Annotated in this window: 21 protein-coding genes; 10 read left to right on the forward strand and 11 right to left on the reverse strand. The window is 55.8% G+C overall.

All coding sequences use genetic code 11. The annotated features are described in order from the left end of the window. Positions 1-8 precede the first annotated feature (8 nt). From V7680_RS01325 to V7680_RS01340, 4 genes are all read right to left on the reverse strand, one after another. A complete protein-coding gene (locus tag V7680_RS01325; RefSeq protein WP_335651480.1) occupies positions 9-1,187 on the reverse strand; it encodes an efflux RND transporter periplasmic adaptor subunit in 1,179 nt (392 codons plus the stop codon). Positions 1,188-1,437: 250 nt separating this feature from the next. Continuing rightward, positions 1,438-1,701, reverse strand: coding sequence for a GlsB/YeaQ/YmgE family stress response membrane protein (locus tag V7680_RS01330; RefSeq protein WP_335651481.1), 264 nt, complete (start codon positions 1,699-1,701; stop codon positions 1,438-1,440). 150 nt (positions 1,702-1,851) lie between these two features. Continuing rightward, the gene (sciP, locus tag V7680_RS01335) at positions 1,852-2,151 is read right to left on the reverse strand and encodes a CtrA inhibitor SciP (RefSeq protein ID WP_176280835.1); all 300 of its coding nucleotides are present in this window, start codon (positions 2,149-2,151) and stop codon (positions 1,852-1,854) included. A 122-nt stretch (positions 2,152-2,273) separates the two neighbouring features. Next, on the reverse strand, positions 2,274-2,600 hold the full coding sequence (locus V7680_RS01340; protein WP_335651482.1) for a hypothetical protein: 327 nt from the start codon (positions 2,598-2,600) through the stop codon (positions 2,274-2,276). A 195-nt stretch (positions 2,601-2,795) separates the two neighbouring features. On the opposite strand from V7680_RS01340, the gene mnmA reads away from it, so the two are divergent. Continuing rightward, positions 2,796-3,929, forward strand: coding sequence for a tRNA 2-thiouridine(34) synthase MnmA (mnmA, locus tag V7680_RS01345; RefSeq protein WP_335651483.1), 1,134 nt, complete (start codon positions 2,796-2,798; stop codon positions 3,927-3,929). 2 nt (positions 3,930-3,931) lie between these two features. On the opposite strand, the gene V7680_RS01350 is transcribed toward mnmA, so the two are convergent. Then, positions 3,932-4,300: a hypothetical protein gene (locus tag V7680_RS01350; protein WP_335651484.1), complete on the reverse strand. Its 369-nt coding sequence runs from the start codon at positions 4,298-4,300 to the stop codon at positions 3,932-3,934. An 11-nt stretch (positions 4,301-4,311) separates the two neighbouring features. Here V7680_RS01350 and V7680_RS01355 point away from each other — a divergent pair, with 11 nt between their 5' ends. Further along, positions 4,312-5,472 (forward strand): serine hydrolase domain-containing protein, encoded by a 1,161-nt coding sequence (locus tag V7680_RS01355; RefSeq protein WP_335651485.1) that lies wholly within the window; start codon positions 4,312-4,314, stop codon positions 5,470-5,472. On the opposite strand, the gene V7680_RS01360 is transcribed toward V7680_RS01355, so the two are convergent. Together V7680_RS01360 and pdxH are read right to left on the reverse strand one after the other, a co-directional pair. Further along, the gene (locus tag V7680_RS01360) at positions 5,469-6,278 is read right to left on the reverse strand and encodes a PhzF family phenazine biosynthesis protein (RefSeq protein ID WP_335651486.1); all 810 of its coding nucleotides are present in this window, start codon (positions 6,276-6,278) and stop codon (positions 5,469-5,471) included. The two genes, V7680_RS01355 and V7680_RS01360, sit on opposite strands and share 4 nt — an antisense overlap. Beyond that, positions 6,275-6,850 (reverse strand): pyridoxamine 5'-phosphate oxidase, encoded by a 576-nt coding sequence (gene pdxH, locus V7680_RS01365; RefSeq protein WP_335651487.1) that lies wholly within the window; start codon positions 6,848-6,850, stop codon positions 6,275-6,277. Before pdxH ends, V7680_RS01360 begins: the two co-directional genes overlap by 4 nt. A 100-nt stretch (positions 6,851-6,950) precedes the next feature. Between pdxH and V7680_RS01370 the strand changes: the two genes are divergently transcribed. The 8 genes from V7680_RS01370 to V7680_RS01405 all read left to right on the forward strand — a co-directional run bounded on the left by V7680_RS01370 (position 6,951) and on the right by V7680_RS01405 (position 15,063). Beyond that, entirely contained in the window at positions 6,951-7,409 is a 459-nt protein-coding gene (locus V7680_RS01370; RefSeq protein ID WP_335651488.1) for an ABA4-like family protein, read from the forward strand. Between the two features lie 69 nt (positions 7,410-7,478). Then, a complete protein-coding gene (locus tag V7680_RS01375) occupies positions 7,479-8,399 on the forward strand; it encodes a J domain-containing protein (protein WP_335651489.1) in 921 nt (306 codons plus the stop codon). A gap of 18 nt (positions 8,400-8,417) precedes the next feature. Continuing rightward, positions 8,418-9,353: a YihY/virulence factor BrkB family protein gene (locus tag V7680_RS01380; protein ID WP_335651490.1), complete on the forward strand. Its 936-nt coding sequence runs from the start codon at positions 8,418-8,420 to the stop codon at positions 9,351-9,353. Between the two features lie 66 nt (positions 9,354-9,419). Further along, complete coding sequence (gene fabI / locus V7680_RS01385) at positions 9,420-10,223, forward strand: enoyl-ACP reductase FabI (protein WP_335651491.1); 804 nt, start codon at positions 9,420-9,422, stop codon at positions 10,221-10,223. Between the two features lie 69 nt (positions 10,224-10,292). After that, on the forward strand, positions 10,293-11,360 hold the full coding sequence (gene aroC, locus V7680_RS01390; protein ID WP_335651492.1) for a chorismate synthase: 1,068 nt from the start codon (positions 10,293-10,295) through the stop codon (positions 11,358-11,360). A 110-nt stretch (positions 11,361-11,470) separates the two neighbouring features. Beyond that, positions 11,471-11,950 carry a hypothetical protein gene (locus tag V7680_RS01395; protein WP_335651493.1) on the forward strand — a complete coding sequence of 160 codons (480 nt, stop codon included), beginning with the start codon at positions 11,471-11,473 and terminating at the stop codon, positions 11,948-11,950. A 3-nt stretch (positions 11,951-11,953) separates the two neighbouring features. Next, entirely contained in the window at positions 11,954-13,753 is a 1,800-nt protein-coding gene (locus V7680_RS01400; protein ID WP_335651494.1) for an SLC13 family permease, read from the forward strand. A gap of 71 nt (positions 13,754-13,824) precedes the next feature. Beyond that, entirely contained in the window at positions 13,825-15,063 is a 1,239-nt protein-coding gene (locus V7680_RS01405; RefSeq protein WP_335651495.1) for a dicarboxylate/amino acid:cation symporter, read from the forward strand. Between the two features lie 6 nt (positions 15,064-15,069). Here V7680_RS01405 and V7680_RS01410 read toward each other — a convergent pair whose 3' ends face one another. From V7680_RS01410 to serA, 4 genes are all read right to left on the reverse strand, one after another. After that, complete coding sequence (locus V7680_RS01410; protein ID WP_335651500.1) at positions 15,070-15,660, reverse strand: NADPH-dependent FMN reductase; 591 nt, start codon at positions 15,658-15,660, stop codon at positions 15,070-15,072. Between the two features lie 12 nt (positions 15,661-15,672). After that, complete coding sequence (locus V7680_RS01415; RefSeq protein ID WP_335651496.1) at positions 15,673-16,962, reverse strand: adenylosuccinate synthase; 1,290 nt, start codon at positions 16,960-16,962, stop codon at positions 15,673-15,675. Positions 16,963-16,974: 12 nt separating this feature from the next. Further along, on the reverse strand, positions 16,975-18,090 hold the full coding sequence (locus V7680_RS01420; RefSeq protein WP_335651497.1) for an ATP phosphoribosyltransferase regulatory subunit: 1,116 nt from the start codon (positions 18,088-18,090) through the stop codon (positions 16,975-16,977). Between the two features lie 65 nt (positions 18,091-18,155). After that, a complete protein-coding gene (gene serA / locus V7680_RS01425; protein ID WP_335651498.1) occupies positions 18,156-19,739 on the reverse strand; it encodes a phosphoglycerate dehydrogenase in 1,584 nt (527 codons plus the stop codon). Between the last annotated feature and the right edge of the window lie 204 nt (positions 19,740-19,943).

The raw sequence follows: 19,943 nt of genomic DNA on the forward strand, positions 1-19,943 counted from the left end.
TGCACCACTCACGCGCCGCCGGCTTTCTTCTGGACTTTAGGCTGAACCGTTTCACCAGGGCTCAGGAAACCGCCAGCGCGAAGCACGACTTTTTCGTTTCCGGTCAATCCGGACGTGATGGACAGGCCGGCAGCAGATACTGAGCCGATCACCACGTCGCGCCGCACTGCCTTGTTGTCCGGGCCGATAATATAGACAAAGCTTCCTTTGCTATCGTTTTGCAGGGCAGATTCTGGAAGAACGGCCACCTCGGAGGTTCCGCTCTGGATTCGCGCGCTGGCGAATCCACCCGGGCGTAAAGCGCTGTCATATCCCAACGAAATTCTGGCGATGCCCTGACGGGATTGCGGGTCAATCACGGGAGATATCTGCCAGACCTGTCCGGTTAGAACCTTGGTGGTTCCGACCGGGGTGACTTGCGTGGAAATGCCCACCGAAATATTGGCCAAATCGCTTTCGCCAAGCTGCGCCTGTAACTCCATTTCGCCATTTTGTGCGAGCAGGAAGAGAACGCCACTGCCTTGAGTCACCGTCTGTCCGGGCTCGACATTGCGTTCTAGTACGAAACCGGCCTTGGGGGCCACGATATTCAAGCGGCTGTTGCGTGCCCGGGTTTCATTCAATTGGGCTTGTGACACCCGCAGCCGCGCGGCGGTGGAATCGCGGGTAGCCGTTAGCCGGTCAATATCGGCCTTGGATATAAATCCCCGATCCACCAGCTTTGCTGCGCGGTCGAGATTGGCCTGCGCCAGATTAAGATCGGCGCGAGCGACGCCAACCGATGCTTCGAGGCCCGCTGCTTGCTGGGATTGAACCGAACAGTCGATACTGGCCATGATCTGGCCCTGCTTCACCCAGTCGCCGGCGTCGACATAGACATTGGTTACCCGGCCGCCCTCGCCGACTACGCTGACCGGAATCTCCCGGCGCGCTGCCAGGGTTCCCGTCGCATTGATTGTCCGTGTAACTTGCTGTTTGCCGGGGGCCATGACAGTGACCATGGGCGCCTGACTCACAACTTCTTCATCGCCTTTGGCACCGAAAAAATAATTATAACCGATATACGCAAGCAAAAGCGCTACAACCACAGCCGCTGCGATAATTAGGGGGCGGCGATTAGCCGCACGCTGCACTGGGTCGTCCATAATCGAAATTTCGCTACTGGGGATGGTGGATTCATAGTTCATTTTTTTGCTCTTCGGTCAGGTCCATATCGCATTCTTGCGCTGCGATACATAAAAGAATCGCTGATTTTCCGGACAATTCGAATTTCATCAACTGTGTTACATCAATATGGCACTAGCGGCAAGCCGGAACAGTATTCAGCCGGTTTTGCAAGCCATGGTTCGACCAACGACCGATATTATCTTATCAAAGGGCCGGTTCGCGAACGGACCGGCCCTCAAAATCCTCGAATTTCATTCTGAAAATCAGTCTCTAACGAACCCGTCCGCGTTGAATGAGGTTCAATATCAGCAACAGCACCACTGCACCGACAAAGGCGGTGAACAAGCCGGTGATCGAAAACTGCTGAATAGTGCCGCCAAAGCCGAAATATCCGCCCACAAAATTGCCGATTACCGATCCGATAATGCCGACAATGATGTTCCAGAAAACGCCCATGGAGGCATCACGTCCCATCACCATACTGGCTAGCCAGCCTGCAACACCGCCGACGATCAATGCAATAATCCAACCCATATATTCCTCCTGCTTATATGTAAGCGTGGATTTTTATCCACGCGTTATAGTGGGACATAGAGGATTTTTCAGATGACTTGAAGGAATAAAAAAGAACCGCCGGAGTTGCTCCGACGGTCCTATCAATGCTTTGAGTTTAAGAAGCGTCCATTAGTATTTCTGCTGGCGCTCGTACAAGTCTCGGTAATGCTGAATTCGGGTGACTCGCAGTCCTGGCATTCCGGACCGGTCAACGGCCCGTTGCCAAGAAGCAAACTCTTCCAGTGAAAGATCATAGCGGTCGCAAACTTCATCAACGGTCAGCAGGCCGCCGTTGACCGCTGCAACAACTTCCGCCTTCCGGCGAACCACCCAGCGAGTCGTGCCAGGTTTCGGCAAATCACCAATGGTGAGTGGCTCACCCAGTGGACCGACAACTTGCGCTGGTTTTATTTTTTGATTTTCAATCATACTAACCTCAAATTTTGCCTTTCGGCATTTGGCCCTGTTTTTCCGTTCCGTCTGGTCTTCGTAACAGCAGAGCTTTTCGATTACCTGAATTGCCAAGGTAAACGCCGCGTTCATAATTTCGATTATTCGAGCATGTCGTCGATCTTCCTATTTGCCAGATCCGGTCTAAAGCAGCCGGTTCCAAACAAAGTTGTTTTCTTGCGTCCGGTCATGTCCGACCGCACTCTTCCGGCAAAAAATGCCATTCGATTGTCCATAAAGGATTCAGGGGCTGCCGTCTGGTCACTTGGCAGGCCCTTTCTGGCCGCGTCATAATAGCGCGCCGACTGGCTGGAAGCCTGTCGCGCAATGGCGTGGGCAAACAAAGTCTGCCGGTCTGGGACTTTTGTGACAACAGCAGCGTTGTCATCAAAGGTTGCCTTTTCCAGGTCCTTATGGGGGAAGTTCATTTCCATAGACGCCGGTCTAACAGCGAAGGTATAAACTTGTGTAAAAGGGATGTTCACACCACCTTAGGACTGGTTAAGCAATCCTTCCTCTTATCGAGACCATTCGTGCCAAAATGGACCACATCAGGGCAAAAGAGGGGATAGGATCGCAGCGCTGGCGCAAACGGCAGGATTTCTTTAGGGACTGCAATTGTTATGACAGATCGAATCAACGGAAATTTTCAGCTCGGTGACGACCTGACGGGCAAGCGCATAGTCGTAGCCATGTCGGGCGGTGTCGATTCGAGCGTTGTCGCGGCTCTTGCTGCCCGAACCGGCGCGGAAACCATTGGCATTACGTTACAACTATATGATCATGGTGAAGCTGTGGGTCGAGTCGGTAGCTGTTGTGCCGGACAGGATATCCGAGACGCGCGCGCCGTTGCTGACCGGCTTGGCATCGCTCATTATGTTTTTGACCACGCCAGTCGTTTCAAGGATTCGGTCATGGACGTCTTTGCCGACGAATATATGGCGGGCCGGACACCAATTCCCTGTGTGCAGTGTAATATGGGTGTTAAATTCACCGATCTGTTGCAACTGTCCCGTGAACTGGGTGCCGACTGTCTGGCTACCGGTCATTACGTGCGTCGCGTTGCGACACCGGGCGGATCAGAATTGCACCGGGCACATGACCCTGCGCGAGACCAGAGCTATTTCCTGTTTGCAACCACTCAGGATCAGCTGGATTATCTGCGCTTCCCGCTGGGGGATATGCCCAAGACACAGGTTCGGGAAATCGCCGAAGACATGGGACTGGCGGTGGCCTTCAAGCCCGACAGCCAGGATATCTGCTTCGTTCCCAATGGCGATTATGCCAGTGTCGTCCGGAAATTGCGTCCGGACGCCGACGATGATGGCGAGATTGTCCATATCGACGGCACTCCTATGGGACGGCACAAGGGACTCATCCATTATACAGTGGGACAGCGCAAGGGACTGGAAATTGGCGGGCAAGCCGAACCACTTTATGTGATCCGGCTGGAACCAGATGCGAAACGCGTAATTGTTGGTCCGAAAGCCGCTCTAGCGGTTGCGTCGGCTGCGCTTCGCGACATCAACTGGATCGGCGGTGACTATGCAGGCCCGGTAGAGGTCAAGGTTCGTTCGATGTCGAAGCCGACTTTGGCCCGATTGGAAGGCCAAAAGCTGGAATTTCACAATCCGGAATTCGGCGTGGCACCAGGCCAGGCGGCGGTCTTCTATCACAAGGAACGGGTTTTGGGCGGCGGTTGGATTGAGTCGACCGACGCTGTTGAGCAACAATGGTTGGCGGGCGTCGAAGTCTGAGCCTAGTCAGCCTGCAGCTGTGCGTCGGTCAGCATCACGCAGCCCCAGCCTTCCCGGAATTCAGCAGTGGCCGATGCGATCAATGCGGCGGATGCGGTTACCCTTTTGCGTTCATCGTCCAGCGACAAGCCAATGACTTCCATGCCGGGTTCAAAGTCCTTGCGGCAATCCTCGATATCCCGCCCACCGACATAGTGGCAGGAACAGGCGACCCGGGCACCATAAGCGGTGCCCACGTTCATCTGGCCTTTGATGAAGCTGAAATTATAGGCAAAAAGCGAGATCAGTATGAGTAGGAACAGGACCCCTATATATAGCGCAATGCGTTTCCTGCTGAGCGGAGTTCGGGATGTGCCTTTTACAGTTGCCATAGCGGCTTCTAATGGTGCAACGTCGCAAAATGCACAAGATTAAAGTCGCCTTCATACCAGCCCTGATGCTGATTCTTAACGGGTGCGGAGCGACAGGCGCGCCCGAAGCGCCGCCGCAGAAGAGCGCTGAGGAACTGGCCTATATCTCGGACGAGAGCCCGATCGCAAAGACGCGGCTGGATGCTGTAATCGCGCCGCTTTTCGAAGATCCGGCAATGTCCGAAACTCGAGCGTTTCTGGTGATGTATAGAGGGCGGGTCATCGCTGAACGCTACGGCGAGGGTTATGATGACGACACAAGATTTATCAGCTGGTCGATGGCAAAAAGCTTTACCAGTGCGCTGATCGGATTTCTTGTCGCAGACGGCCGGTTAGTGCTTGATGACCCAGCCCCCGTTCCGGCTTGGCAGAGGCCTGGCGATCCGCGCGGCGATATCACGCTTCGGCAATTGCTCCATATGTCGTCCGGGCTGGACCATACGGAAAGCGCTGAGGAAGACGGTAAAACAATGTTCGAAGCGGATACCAACCGGATGCTGTTCATGGATGGTGTGCAAGATACCGCCGCTTATGCCGAAGCGCGCCCGATGGAGGCCAAGCCGGGCGAGAAGTTCGAATATAGCAGCGCCACCAGCATCATTCTTGCCGACATCATTACCCGTACCCTGACCGAGAGCACCGATCCGCTAGTCCGGCGCGATGTCACCTTGCGCTTCATCCGGGGGCGACTGCTCGAGCCGCTGGGAATGGATGGCACTTATCCCGAATTCGACCAAAATGGTACGTTTCTGGGTGGTAGCTTCCTTCATGCGACCGCACGCGACTATGCAACATTCGGTGAATTTTTGCGCCACAATGGTGCCCGCAAAGGCGCGCAGCATTTGCCGGTCAGCTGGGTAAAGTTTATGAAAAAATCGTCGCAAAACGACCCGGCTTATGGCGGTCATATCTGGCTCAACAAGAAACGTCCCGAAGGCCTTAATCAGGTGTTGTTCCCCGACAATGGCCCGGACACCATATTCGCCGCTCTGGGTCATCTGGGTCAGCAGATCGTCGTATCACCCGAACAGCAGTTGACGGTGGTCAGGCTAGGGAAGACCCAAGATGATGACCTCGCGCCGATGACTGCCCAGATCGGCAAGATAATGGCTCTATTCCCGGTTAGAGGTTAAGCTCCAGTCGGCGGCAGGCGAAATACGCCTTCCACCACAGTCACACATTTTCCGCCCAGCCAGGCCCGGTCGCCGTCGAGACGACAATTAACGTAGCCGCCGCGTTGGCTCGCTTGATAGGCGGTGAAGTGGTTGCGGTTCAATTGCTGGGCCCAAAAAGGCGTCAGCACAGCGTGAGCCGACCCGGTTACGCTATCCTCGTCGACGCCGCCGCCCGGAACGAAAACCCGGCTCAGGACATCGGTATCCTTGCCGGGTGCAGTGCAGATAAACTGGGCATTGCCAAGCGCGCCGAGTGCTTTCAGGTCCGGTTTGAGGGCCAGTATCTCATCGGCACTGGCATAGCGGAGCACATGATAGCGTCCTTCGTGAAACTGGGTCTCAACCGGGCTGCCGCCGACCAGAGCGACGATTTCCGGGGTCGCTTTCGGCGCCGGCGGATAGGATGGCAGGTCCAGCGCATAGCCTTCGCCCTCTCGTTTGACCGTCAATATGCCGGCTTTTCTGGTTCGGAAGGTCACTTGCTGCAGCTCGGGCTCTTGCGACAATATGACATGTCCGCTGGCGAGCGTCGCATGACCACAGAGTGCGATTTCAACCGCAGGAGTGAACCAGCGCAGTTCATAGTCTGCGTCGCGACTGCCGTCGGGTAGGTAAAAAGCGGTTTCAGCAAAATTATTCTCTTCGCCAATCGCCTGCAGGACCGAGTCTTCTAGCCACGCTTCAAGAGGCATCACCGCAGCCTGATTGCCGGTAAAAGGGCGTTCTGCAAAAGCATCGACATGATAATAAGGCATATTTGTCATGGATAGAGCAATCCTTCTGTCCAGCCATCTCCGCTGGGTGAAAATACTCGTCGTTCATGAAGACGATGGGCTTGGTCCTGCCAGAATTCAAACTGTGCGGGTGCGAGGCAATAGCCCGACCAGTGCGGTGGACGGGGTACTTCGCCACCTTCAAACCGCTTGGTCATTTCTGCGAAACGGGCTTCGAATGTTGCGCGGCTGTCAAGCGGGCTGGATTGGTCTGATGCCCAGGCTCCCAGCTGCGAGTCACGGCCACGGGTGGCAAAATAAGTATCTGCAGTCGCATCTGATACGCGCGACAGAGAGCCTTCGATCCGGATCTGACGGCGTAGGCTTTTCCAGTGAAACAATATCGCCGCTTTTGGATTTTCGGCAATATCGTTCGCCTTGCGGCTTTGCTGGTTAGTGTAGAAAATAAAGCCGTCAGGGCCGTGGCCCTTTAGCAATACCATTCGCGCAGAAGGCTGCCCGTCGGCATCGGCGGTGGCAATCGTCATCGCATTGCTATCATTGATCTCGGTTTTGCGCGCTTCGGCAAACCAGGTCTCGAACAGGGAAAAGGGATCGGTCATGGCATGTCTCTAACACTCTCCGGTGGGCTAGCAAACAAACAAAATTTTGCCCGGCGACAACAATCAGAATTCTGTTAAAAGCAAAAGAAAAGGGGGCATTATGGACTGGGACCTGATTTTTACAATTACCAATGTCTTCGCGATTGCGACGTGGCTCATACTTTTATTTGCGCCGCGAAATTTGACCGTCATGACGGGATTGTTTTACGGCGGGGCTGGCTTGCTAGCCACAAGCTATACGATGCTCATGATCCCGTTGATGTTTGGATTAATCGACAGCGGGGCTGGCAGCACGATGGATTTTTCAAGTCTGGCTGGCGTCCAGCAAACACTTTCCAGTCCCGGCGGCGCAACCATTGGCTGGATCCATTATCTGGCTTTTGACCTGTTTGTCGGTATCTGGGTCGCGCGCAATGCGGATAAATACGGGTTTGCGCGCTGGATGCAGATCCCTATCCTTCTCTTCGTGTTCCTACTGGGGCCGTTGGGATTGATACTCTACCTGCTTTTGCAGTTTACGCGGCACAACAAGGTTGCGGATGCCGTTATGCCCGAATAAGACACTAGAGTTGAAAACTGGCGCAAAATGCCAATCTCTACATGATAAGGATTTGAAAAAGGTTAGATAATGATAGATCCCTATCAAGCATTGGGAGTTGCCAAAGGCGCGAACGAGAAGGAGATCAAATCCGCCTATCGCAAGCTCGCCAAGGAGCTCCACCCCGACAAGAACAAGGATAACCCCAAGGCGACGGAACGTTTTTCCGATGTCACAAGGGCCTATGACCTTTTGCTGGACAAGGAAAAGCGCGCGCAATTTGACCGTGGCGAGATAGATGGGGAAGGCAATCCAACCTCACCATTCGGCTATGGTGGCGGAGGCGGCTATCAGCGGGGACCCGCTGGCCAGCAGCATGATTTCGGCAATGGCGGCGCGGATTTCGGCGATATTTTTGAAGGTTTGTTTGGCGGAGGCGGGCGCAGCGGTGGTTCGCCCTTTGGTGGTCGCCAGCGTAGCGCACCGCCGCCCAAAGGCGCAAATGTAGCCTATCGACTGAAAGTCGAATTTATCGCGGCGGCAACGCTGCAGAAGCAACGGATCACGCTTGAAGACGGCAAAACCATCGACCTGAGTCTTCCCAAGGGTGTTGAAGAAGGCACCCAGATGCGGCTCAGTGGCAAGGGCCGTGCGGGTCCGGGTGGCAATGGTGATGCGATTGTCACCATCCATATCAACGCCCATCCTTTCTACGACCGCGATGGCGACAATATCACGCTGGAACTGCCGATCAGTTTGAAGGAGGCGGTTGAAGGCGCCAAGGTCAAGGTCCCTACCGTTGACGGGCCAGTAATGCTTTCGATCCCGGCCGGATCGGATTCGGGTAAGACATTGCGACTGAAAGACAAAGGTTTCCACAGCAAATCCGGTGTTCGCGGCAATCAGCTGGTCACATTGATGATCACTTTGCCGGAAAAGGACGAAAAGCTCGAAGAATTTGTGAAAGACTGGACTCCAAAAGATAATCCCCGCGCCAGCATGGGCGTTTAGGCTTGCGCCGGAACCGCCATGTCTGAACTCTCTCCCGAGGCCCGGCGCCAGGAAAGGGGAGGCCGGGGCGCTTCCGGCATTCGTGCCGCTGAGCCGCTAGCAGACGAAAGTCTGGCACGTCGTGCCTTCATAGTTCTCGAACGCACGGCGGTGGGCGTCTATTATGACGGCTTCACCTTTGCCGGAAATTTTGCTTATCTGTCTCTGCTCGCTGTCTTCTCCTTCTTCATCGTTGCCGCTGCAGTCGTCGGGGGTTTTGGCCAGACTGCTGTCGGCATTGAAATTGTCGAAGCTTTTCTGGTGACTGTTCCGCCGTCGGTCGCACGCGCTCTGCACGACCCGATCAATGATGCGATGACCGCGCGGACCGGGCCGTTGCTCTGGTTCAGTGCGATTGTCGGGCTATGGACGACCACCAGCCTGATCGAGACAATCCGCGGAATTCTCCATCGTGCCTACGGGGTGCAGGCGCAGCGATCATTCTGGGAATATCGTCTGACATCCACCATTCTCATTCTCTTCTCGGTATTCTTCGCGATGCTGGCGCTCAGCGCGCAATTTATAGTGGCTGGTGTCACGGGTTTCCTCGGAACGTTTTTTCCTGCGGTCGAGACCGACGCTTTATGGCTTTCGCTTTCCAACGCGATCCCGTTTCTGGTTCTGTTTGCAACCCTTTATCTTTTGTTTCGCCTGCTCACGCCTCGCCAATATCGTCCTCGCCAATATCCAAAATGGCCGGGAGCGGTATTCATTAGCGGCTGGTGGCTGCTGATTACCGGATTGTTGCCGGTTTTCCTCAAATATGCGGCAAATTATCAGCTGACCTATGGCAGCCTCGCGGGCGTTATGATCACTCTGATTTTCTTCTATCTCGTCGGTCTCGGCATGGTTATCGGCGCAGAAATCAATGCGGCTCTCGCCGAAAGACCGGCGCGCGGGGATGTTAGCGAATGATACGCTGGAAAATCATCTGAATACAGTTTATTGGCTGCGACAATCAGATTTCAGGAGATAGCGGCGATGAGTGATTTAATGAAGGGCAAGCGAGGCTTGATCATGGGGCTTGCCAATAACAAGTCACTGGCCTGGGGTATCGCACAACGTCTGGCTGCAGATGGCGCCGAACTGGCGATCAGCTATCAGGGCGAAGTAATGGCCAAGCGTGTTAAACCGCTGGCCGAGCAATTGGGCTGCGATTTCCTGATCGACTGCGACGTCAGCGATATGGATCAACTTGATGCAGCATTTGCCGAGATTGAAAAACGCTGGGGCAAGCTGGATTTTGTCGTCCACGCGATCGGCTTCACCAATAAGGAAGCGTTGCGCGGCAAATATTACGACGTGACCCTCGACGATTTTCTGATGACCATGAATATCAGCGTTTACAGCTTTACCGCCGTTGCAAAACGCGCTGCGGTGCTGATGAGTGCTGGTGGATCAATGCTCACCTTATCCTATTATGGCGCCGAGAAAGTGATCCCGCACTATAATGTCATGGGCGTAGCCAAATCCGCGCTCGAAACCTCGGTCAAATATCTGGCGCATGATGTCGGTCCAGACGGAATCCGGGTGAATGCAATCTCTGCCGGGCCGATCAAGACACTGGCCGCGTCGGGAATTGGCGACTTTCGCTACATATTGAAATGGAACGAGTTGAATTCACCGCTGCGGCGCAACGTCACCATTGATGACGTGGGCGCTTCCGCTCTCTATTTCCTGTCCGATCTTTCCGCTGGCGTCACCGGCGAAACCCATCATGTAGACGCCGGTTATCATACGGTCGGCATGAAACAGGAAGACGCGCCAGATATCGCTCTGGATTGATCATTGCCGTTTTTTCGTGAATGATCATTTTATACATAGAATTGAACCTATCAACGCGGAGAGCGGGTCTTGAGTTTTAACGTCTTTGGTCACGCCTTTCGCTTTTCCACCTGGGGAGAAAGCCACGGACCTGCGCTTGGCGCGGTGGTCGATGGCTGTCCTCCCGGACTGGTGCTGAGCGAGACGGATATCCAGCCTTTTCTTGACGCGCGGCGGCCCGGCCAGTCGAAATATACGACCCAGCGCCAGGAACCGGATCAGGTCAGGATCCTCTCGGGCATATTTGAAGGCAAGACCACCGGTACGCCGATCTCGCTGATGATCGAGAATGTGGATCAACGATCCAAGGATTATAGCGAAGTCGCCAAAGCCTATCGTCCCGGCCATGCCGACTATGCCTATGACCAGAAATATGGTTTTCGCGATTATCGCGGTGGTGGAAGATCCAGCGCTCGCGAGACTGCGGCTCGTGTCGCGGCAGGCGCCGTCGCACGGCTGGTAATTCCGGAGGTAACGGTCCGGGCATGGGTTGCCGAAATCGGCGGAGATACGATTGATCCAGCAAATTTTGATGCTAATGAAATCGGCAACAACCCGTTTTTCTGCCCCGATGCAGTGGCCGCGAAGCGCTGGGAAGCTCTGGTTGATGGCGCTCGCAAGGACGGTAGCAGTCTTGGTGCGATTATCGCCTGCGAAGCGGTCGGTGTCCCCGCCGGTTGGGGCGCACCGGTCTATGCCAAGATGGACAGCGAGATTGCGGCTGCGATGATGACCATCAACGCCACCAAGGGTGTTGAAATTGGCGATGGCTTTGCCGCCGCCCGTCTGCGCGGCGAAGAAAATGCCGATGCGATGCGACCCGGGGAAAACGGTCCCGAATTTCTTGCCAATCATAGCGGCGGTACAGCGGGCGGGATATCCACTGGCCAGCCGATCTTCTGCCGAGTGGCGTTCAAGCCGACCAGTTCCATATTGACGCCCGTGCCGACCATCACCCCCGAAGGCGAAGCGACCGAAATCTCGACCAAAGGCCGTCATGATCCTTGCGTCGGTATCCGCGGCGTGCCGGTGGTCGAGGCAATGATGGCTCTGGTTCTCGCCGATCAGAAACTGATGCATCGAGCGCAATGTGGATGAATAGTCTGTTGAAACCGGCAGCCGGGTTGCTTGCTCTGCTCTTGTTGACGGGGGCTATAGATGAAAAGCCCCGGCTTACCTTTACCGGACTGGGTCCTATCCATATTGGAATGAGTGAAGCTGAGCTCGAAACGCTTGGATTCAGCGACCCGTATCGATCTGCCGATTGGCAAGCTGACGAAGAATATTCGGCATGCCACTATCTTTCAAACGAGGATGAATATCCTGGCATCGGTTTCATGATCAATGAGGGCAAGCTTGTCCGCATTGGGGTTGGCTCGAATGACGCCGGGATCATCTGGCAGACGCATTCCGGCGCTGCGATCGGTATGACCGAGACACAAGTCGCTGCGATCTACGGCAACTGGTTGAAAATCGACTATCACCCCTATCTCGGCAATGCGGGGTCCTATCTGATTCTCCAATCCGGCGACGGTCGCTACAAGATGATATTCGAGACAGCGGTTCAAGATGGCAACGATGAGCAACATTCTGCTGCGCCGTCCCAAGGTTTCAGTGCCGAGAAACTTGTCACCGATTTTCGCGCGGGGCTGTCTGACCCCGTTAGCTTTATAGAAGGTTGTTCCTGACCGATGGTTGACCTCATTCTCCATATTCTCAATGAATATATCCAAGCCCACAAGGCGATCATCGGCCTGATCATTCTGGTCTTTCTGTTCGCCGGGTTCATTATGGAGCGCTTTCCGGCGGCCGTCGTCGCGGTGCTCGGCGCCTGTATGTTCCTGTTTCTAGGGATCATCGATTCCGACGGCCTGTTTTCGGTTTTCTCTAACACGGCACCCATCACCATCGCCGCGATGTTCATCCTTTCCGGAGCGTTATTACGAACCGGGACAATCGACGCGATCGCCGGTTTCATCATCAAGCGTGCCAAGCACCGCCCCAAACTGGCGGTTGCCGAAATGTTTCTGGGTGCTTTTGTCGCATCTGCTTTCATGAACAACACGCCGGTGGTGATCGTCTTGATCCCGATCATTCTGCGCTTGTCGCGGGCCACCGGTTTCTCTTCCAAGAAACTGCTGATTCCGCTCAGCTTCATCTGCATATTGGGTGGCACCACGACGCTGATTGGTACCTCGACCAACCTCATCGTTGATGCTGTGGCCCGGGATCAGGGTCTCGCCGGCTTCGGGATTTTCGAAATCACGCCTTATGGCCTGATTGCGGCGGTAGCGGGCACGGTCATGATGGTCCTGTTCAGCAGCTGGCTGCTTCCCAGTGGCGACGTGAAAGGGCAGTTTGACAGCAGCGATGAAAGCGCTTTTCTCACCGAATTGACCGTTCGCCGCAATGCATCCGTGATCGACAAGAAGCTTTCCGCCGTCCCCGAATTGCGGCGGGCAGGACTGGAAGTCACAGCGGTCAAGCGGTTGAGCAGCTATATCCGCCATGATCTTGATTTTCACGAACTACGGGCGGGAGACCGTATTGTCGTGCAACTCGATCTGGCCGAGCTCATTTCTCTGCGAGAATCAGAAGATTTCAAGGTCGGTATTGTTCACAAAGGCGATGTCGGCGCTTTGGGCGAGGAACTGGTCGAGGCGACTGTCGCTCCCAGTCATCCCAGCATCGGCAACCGGCTCTATGACATTCCGTTCCTTTCCCAGCTCAACGTTCGGGTGCTGGGGATGACCCGTTATCGCAACCTGCCTCGGTCAGACCTGACCAACGCGCGGATTCACGCAGCAGACCGACTGCTGGTGACCGGTTCCAGCGAAGATATTCGCCGCATGTATCAAAACCCCAATTTATTCGGAGTCGGGCAGACCAAAATCCGTGCTTTTCGCCGGGACCGTGCGCCAATTGCTATTGGCGCACTGGTAGCGGTGGTGGTTCTCGCGGCGCTCAACATCATCCCGCTGGCGGTTGCGGCCATATTGGCCGTGGGTGCGATCTTGCTCGCCCGCTGTATCGATGCGGAAGAAGCCTGGGGCTCGATCGATGGCAATGTTCTGGTCCTGATCTTCGGTATGCTCGCGGTGGGTCTGGGTCTGCAGCAGGCAGGCAGCGTCGACCTGATTGTCGCCGAATTGACTCCCTTCCTGCGGGAAGTGCCGCCTTGGGGACTGGTATTTGCGATCTATGTCTTGTCGGTGATCATGACCGAAATCGTAACCAACAATGCGGTGGCGATCATCATTACACCGATTGCAATTGCACTGGGCAATGATCTGGGTGTCGATCCACGGCCTTTGGTGATCGCGGTGATGTTCGCCGCTTCGGCCAGCTTTGCGACGCCGATCGGATACCAAACCAACACACTGGTCTATGCGGCGGGCAATTACCGGTTCACCGATTTTTTCAAGGCCGGCATCCCGCTCACCTTTGGCGTCGGCCTGTCGACATGCCTGGCGATCAGCTTCTGGATGTAGGCCGAGCCTAAAGGCTTGCCGCTTTCCCCCGCGGTCGATAGGCATGGGGTAAGAAAAACGGGGAAGATAGCATGCTGGCATTCTGGTTCAAAATTCCGCTTTGGCAGCGGGTAATCGCCGCCCTGATTCTCGGTGTTATCACCGGACTGATATGGGGCCCTGAATCAGAAACCATCAAGTGGATCGGCGATTTCTTCATCAAGGCGATCAAGATGCTCGTCGTCCCGTTGATCTTCTTCTCGCTCGTCGCCGGCGTCGCTGCGCTTGGCGATCTGAAAAAACTCGGCAGTGTTGGCGGACGAGCGATGATATTGTTCGTGATTACCGGGCAGATTGCCGCGTGGCTGGGCCTCGCGCTCGGCACGTTTTTTCAACCCGGCAATGGTGTCGATACAAGTGCGATCGAAAAGGGCGATACGCCCGTACCCAATGATACCAGCGCCGTAGACATGATCCTCTCGATCGTCCCCGACAGTCCTGTTCAGGTGATGGCCGATGTAAGAGTGTTGCCACTGATCGTCTTTGCATTGCTAATCGGTATCGGCATCTTAATGGCCAAGGAAGATGGAAAGCCGCTGGCTAAAATCTTCGATAGCGGTGCAATTGTGATGCAGAAGGTCACGATGATCGTGATGGAACTGACACCATTTGGTGTCTTTGCGCTGATGGCATGGGTTGCTGGCACGCTTGGGACGGATGCCTTGCTCTCGCTGGCACAATTGGTCGGTCTCAACTATCTCGGTTGTCTGCTGATCATCGGTATCGTCTATTCGGGGATGATAAAGTTTATCGCGAAGCTGCCGGTACTCGACTTCTTCCGTGGGATTATCGATGCAATGGCGGTCAGCTATTCGACCGCTTCGTCCAACGCGACCCTGCCGGTGACCCTGCGCTGCGTCGAACGCAACCTCGGTGTCAGCAACTCTGTCGCCAGCTTTGTTGTATCGCTAGGCGCGACAATCAACATGAATGGTACAGCCATGTATCTCGGGCTTGCCACATTGTTTGGCGCACAGATATTCGGCGTCGACCTGACCTTCGGTGATTATGTTTTGATCTCGATCACCTCGACTCTCGGTGCGATCGGCGCGGCCGGCATTCCCGGTGCGGGCCTGATCATGATGGCATTGGTCTTCGGCAGTGTTGGTGTTCCGCTCGAAACCATTGCCTTTGTTGCTGGCGTCGACCGGATCATGGACATGATGCGCACGACCACCAACGTCTCGGGCGATGCCGCGGTTGCGGTGACGGTGGCAGCAATGACCGGCGAGATCGACCGCGAGGAAATGATTTCGGCGGACGATGTCTAGAATCTCTTAATAGGGCGGCTTCTTTTTGGAGCGCTGGACCTTGGCGGCTTCGGCCCACCATCTCAGGTCGTCTGCAAATTTTGGAAAGTTGCGGACAAGTCGGTCGCCGTCTGCGCCGGAAGGCGCGCCGGTTTCGTCAAAAGCCTTGTGCACGCCGCCGAGTGCCAAGGGCATCGACGTGACGACCATTCCCATCTCCCCCAATATCGCGCGCCAGTGCATCATGGCGCGAACACCGGCAAACGGTCCGGCAGAATAGCTGGCGATTGCGGCGGGCCGCCAGAACCATTCCTCCAGAAAATGGTCAGTGAGGTTTTTGAGGCCCGGTTGGACGCCCCAATTATACTCACCTGCAACAAACACAAATCCGTCAGCGTTTCGAATTGTCGTTGCGACTTTCTCCATTGCTTGCGGAGCCTCTCCGGCGGGATATTCCTTGTACATGCGATCAAGCATGGGGAGATTGACCGCCTGCGCATCTATCAGGTCAACGCTATCCCCGCCTTCGGCAAAGCTTTGGGCAAGATATTGAGCATAAGCAATGCCGTTGCGATCTCGCCGATAGGAACCGTAAAAAATCGCAATTTGCATATCAATGTCCTTATGCTTTTAATCCGCAAACGGGTCGGTCACCAATATCGTATCTTCACGCTCCGGTGAAGTAGACACCAGCGCCACAGGGCATTGGATCAATTCTTCGACGCGCTTGATATATTTGATCGCCTGCGCCGGTAAATCGGCCCAGCTACGCGCGCCGGCGGTGGTTTCGTTCCATCCGGGCATGGTTTCGTAGATAGGTTTGACGGCTGCCTGATCCTGATGGTGCGGCGGCAGATAGTCATAGGTCATGCCGTTTAGGTCATAGCCAACACAGATTTTAAGCTCCTCGAAGCCGTCAAGAACGTCCAGCTTGGTCAGCGCAATGCCGGCAACACCGGATACCGCCAGAGCCTGCCGCACGAGTACGGCATCAAACCAGCCACAGCGGCGTTGACGGCCGGTTACAGTGCCGAATTCATGGCCGCGCTCGCCCAGTCGCTGGCCGATTTCATCGTCAAGCTCGGTCGGGAAGGGGCCGGAGCCGACGCGGGTGGTGTAGGCCTTGGTTATCCCGAGAACATAGCCGGTGCCGGACGGACCGATGCCGGACCCGCCGGCTGCGGTGCCGGAAATTGTGTTCGAGCTGGTGACAAAGGGATAGGTGCCGTGATCAACATCAAGCAGCACGCCTTGCGCGCCTTCGAACAATATGCGCTTGCCGTCGCGGCGCGCTTCGTTGAGGCGCTTCCAGACCGGCTGGGCATATTGCAGCACGCTGTCGGCGATTTCCTTCAGGTCATTCAGCAGACGTTCCCGATCTACCGGCGGTTCGCCAAAGCCGGCGCGTAGGGCGTCATGATGAGCGCACAAACGATCGAGTTGCGGGCCGAGATCGTCGAGATGGGCGAGATCGCATACGCGGATAGCGCGGCGACCGACCTTGTCTTCATAGGCTGGTCCAATGCCGCGCCGGGTCGTGCCGATCTTGCCCTTGCCGCTGGCATCCTCCCGCATGGCGTCGAGATCGCGGTGGATCGGCAGGATCAGAGGGCAGGTTTCGGCGATGCCGAAATTGTCGGTATTGATCGCGACGCCCTGGCTTTCCAGCTTGGCGATTTCGTCGCGCAAATGCCAAGGATCTAGCACCACGCCATTGCCGATGATCGACAATGCGCCGCGTACGATACCCGAAGGCAGCAGGGAAAGCTTGTAGACTGCACCGTCGACGACCAGCGTATGGCCGGCATTATGGCCACCCTGGAAGCGGACAACGACGTCGGCGCGTTCGGACAGCCAGTCAACAATCTTGCCTTTGCCTTCATCACCCCATTGTGCGCCGATTACCGTTACATTGGCCATTGAATCACTTTCTTATAATGGTTCCGGCTGATCGCCGTTCAAGATATGCGAACAACCAAGCGGCTCAGCCTGGTCCTTGTCTGACAGGGCTGCCACTGTGCGCCAACCCGCTCCCCTTAGCCGCGCTGCCGCGGCTTGATTGTGCCCGATGGGCAAGAATATCTGGTCGCTGATCTTTGCGCCAAAACCGGCATTGATCAGCGGATCGGGATAGAGTGAAAAGCCTACTGCGGCTTCGGTTTCGCCATCGGGGCGATTAATCTGATAACTGCCGCCGCGTCCGAGCGCGCCGATAAAGCTATCGGCATAAAGAGTGAAGCCGAACCAGTTCTGATATTCAAAACCATGCCGTTCGGTCGGATCCAGAGTGAGGCTTGCCTTGCCCTTGATGCTTTCGGCAATCCGGGAAACGCCATCCAGTCGCGAATCCAGCAGGTTGCCGGTATCAAATTTGCGCAATTTCGCCATTGCTTCGTCGAACGGGCCGGTCGCCTCGATCAACGGGAGATAGCCGGTTGCGCCCATGGCGCTGAGGCCACCGGCATCTTTCATGTCGAGTTCGCCACGGACCTCGGTGATCTGGGTCTCATTCAATGGCAATGGCCCTGCCGCCAATATATCGATCAGGTCGGGCAGGGTGAAATCCACGGTTATGCCAGTGACACCGGCTCGTTCCAGGGCCTCAATCGCGACCGAAACAATCTCGCTGGCGGCGATGACACTGTCATTGCCGATCAGCTCGGCGCCGATTTGCAGGCGACTGCGTTCTGGCTGCAACTGGCCAGAGCGCAGTTTCAGAACCTGTCCCGAATAGCTGAGTCTTAGTGGACGGGGCCTGTCGGCGAGGCTCGTTGTCGCGATCCGGCCGATTTGCACCGTCATATCCGGCCTAAGCGCCAAGGTACGCTGCGAAATCGGATCGACGAAACGCAGAAGGTCGCTGCTTGATGCACCCTGCATCCGTTCCGTCAGGCCGTCCTCATATTCCGCGAGCGGAGGTGACACCCGGGCATAGCCGTGGCTGGCCAGCGTATCGAGGACATCGCGTTCCAGTCGCGATGCCGCCTCGGCATAAGGCGGCAGCGCGTCGTGAAACCCTTCGGGCAAGAGATTGGATGGCTTTCGCATGGCCCTGCTCCATAGCCCAAGCAAAGGCTCAGGCCATCCTTTTTCTTTAGTAGGTTGCTATAGAATTAAAACTTCAGCGCCTTGACTGTTTTTACGCCTTCCAGCTGACAAACGGACCATAGTACTGGCTCTTCTACCGGCGAATCGACCGAGAGCAACAATACCGCCTCACCGCCCGGCGCATCGCTGCGACGACCAAGGTGGAACGTACCAATATTGACGCCTGCTTCACCAAGCGTGGAGCCGACGCGGCCGATAAAGCCGGGCTCATCGCGGTTGACGATATAGAGCATGTTGCCTTCCATATCGGCTTCGACCTTGATGCCGAACATCTCGACCAGTCGTGGTCCGGAAGATCCGAACAAGGTGCCGGCAACCGATTTTTCGCCTTCGTCGGTTTTTACCGATACCCGGACCAGCGTGTGATAGTCGCCTTCACGCTCATGACGGATCTCGCGGACATCGAGGCCGCGTTCTTTCGCCAGATAGGGTGCGTTGACCATGTTGACGGTGTCGCTATAGGCACGCATCAATCCAGCCAGCACAGCTGCCGTAATCGGCTTCTGGTCGAGTTCGGCTGCAGCGCCTTCCACTTCAACGGCAACGCCCTTGATCTGGTCGGCTGCGAGTTGGCCGACGAGAGAGCCAAGCTGCGTGGCAAGCGCCATATAAGGTTTCAGCTTCGGTGCCTGTTCAGCCGAGAGGCTCGGCATGTTAAGCGCGTTTTCGACGCCGCCATTGACCAGATAATCGGCCATCTGCTCGGCTACCTGGATCGCAACATTCACCTGTGCTTCGCTGGTCGAAGCGCCCAGATGCGGCGTGCAAATCAGGTTCGGCGTACCGAATAACGCGTTTTCCTTCGCCGGTTCCTGTGCATAAACGTCGAGGGCAGCGCCAGCGACATGGCCGGATTCCAGTGCTTCTTTCAAAGCGACCTCGTCGATCAAGCCACCGCGTGCGCAGTTGATGATCCGCACGCCGACTTTGGTTTTGGCAATAGCTTCGGCGGAGAGGATGTTGCGCGTCTGGTCGGTCAGTGGCGTGTGCATCGTGATAAAGTCGGCACGCGCAAGAAGATCATCCAGCGAGACTTTCTCGACACCCATTTCAACCGCACGTTCTTCGGTCAGGAACGGATCATAAGCGACGACCTTCATCCGCAAGCCGATAGCGCGTTCGGCAACAATCGAACCGATATTGCCAGCGCCGATCAGGCCCAGCGTCTTGCTGGTCAGTTCCACGCCCATGAACTTGGACTTTTCCCATTTGCCTGCCTGGGTCGAAGCGTCAGCAGAAGGAAGCTGGCGGGCGAGAGCGAACATCAGCGCGATGGCATGTTCTGCTGTGGTGATGCTGTTGCCGAATGGTGTGTTCATGACCACGACGCCCTTGGCAGAAGCGGCCGGGATATCGACATTGTCGACACCGATACCGGCACGGCCAACCACTTTCAAATTGGTTGCTGCAGCCAATATTTCGGGTGTAACCGTTGTCGATGAACGAATGGCGAGGCCATCATATTCACCGATAATCTTGATCAGCTCTTCCGGAGTGAGCCCGGTGATTTCATCAACTTCGCATCCCCGCTCGCGGAAAATCTCGGCGGCTTTCGGGTCCATTTTATCGGAAATAAGTACTTTTGGCATTTTTTTGATTCCTTGTTGGGGTCGTCAGGCCAGCGCAGGGCGGCCTCCAAGCCAATGCCGGCATATCTCGGACATTGGCTTGGGCCCCGGCCTTGGCCGGGGCGACACATATATTAGGAAAGTTCGGCTTTCACCTGAGCATAGGCCCATTCGATCCAGAGCAGCAGACGACGAATGTCTTCCTGCTCGACGGTCGAACCGCAC

This window comes from Parasphingorhabdus sp. (assembly GCF_036963705.1).
Taxonomy (GTDB): domain Bacteria; phylum Pseudomonadota; class Alphaproteobacteria; order Sphingomonadales; family Sphingomonadaceae; genus Parasphingorhabdus.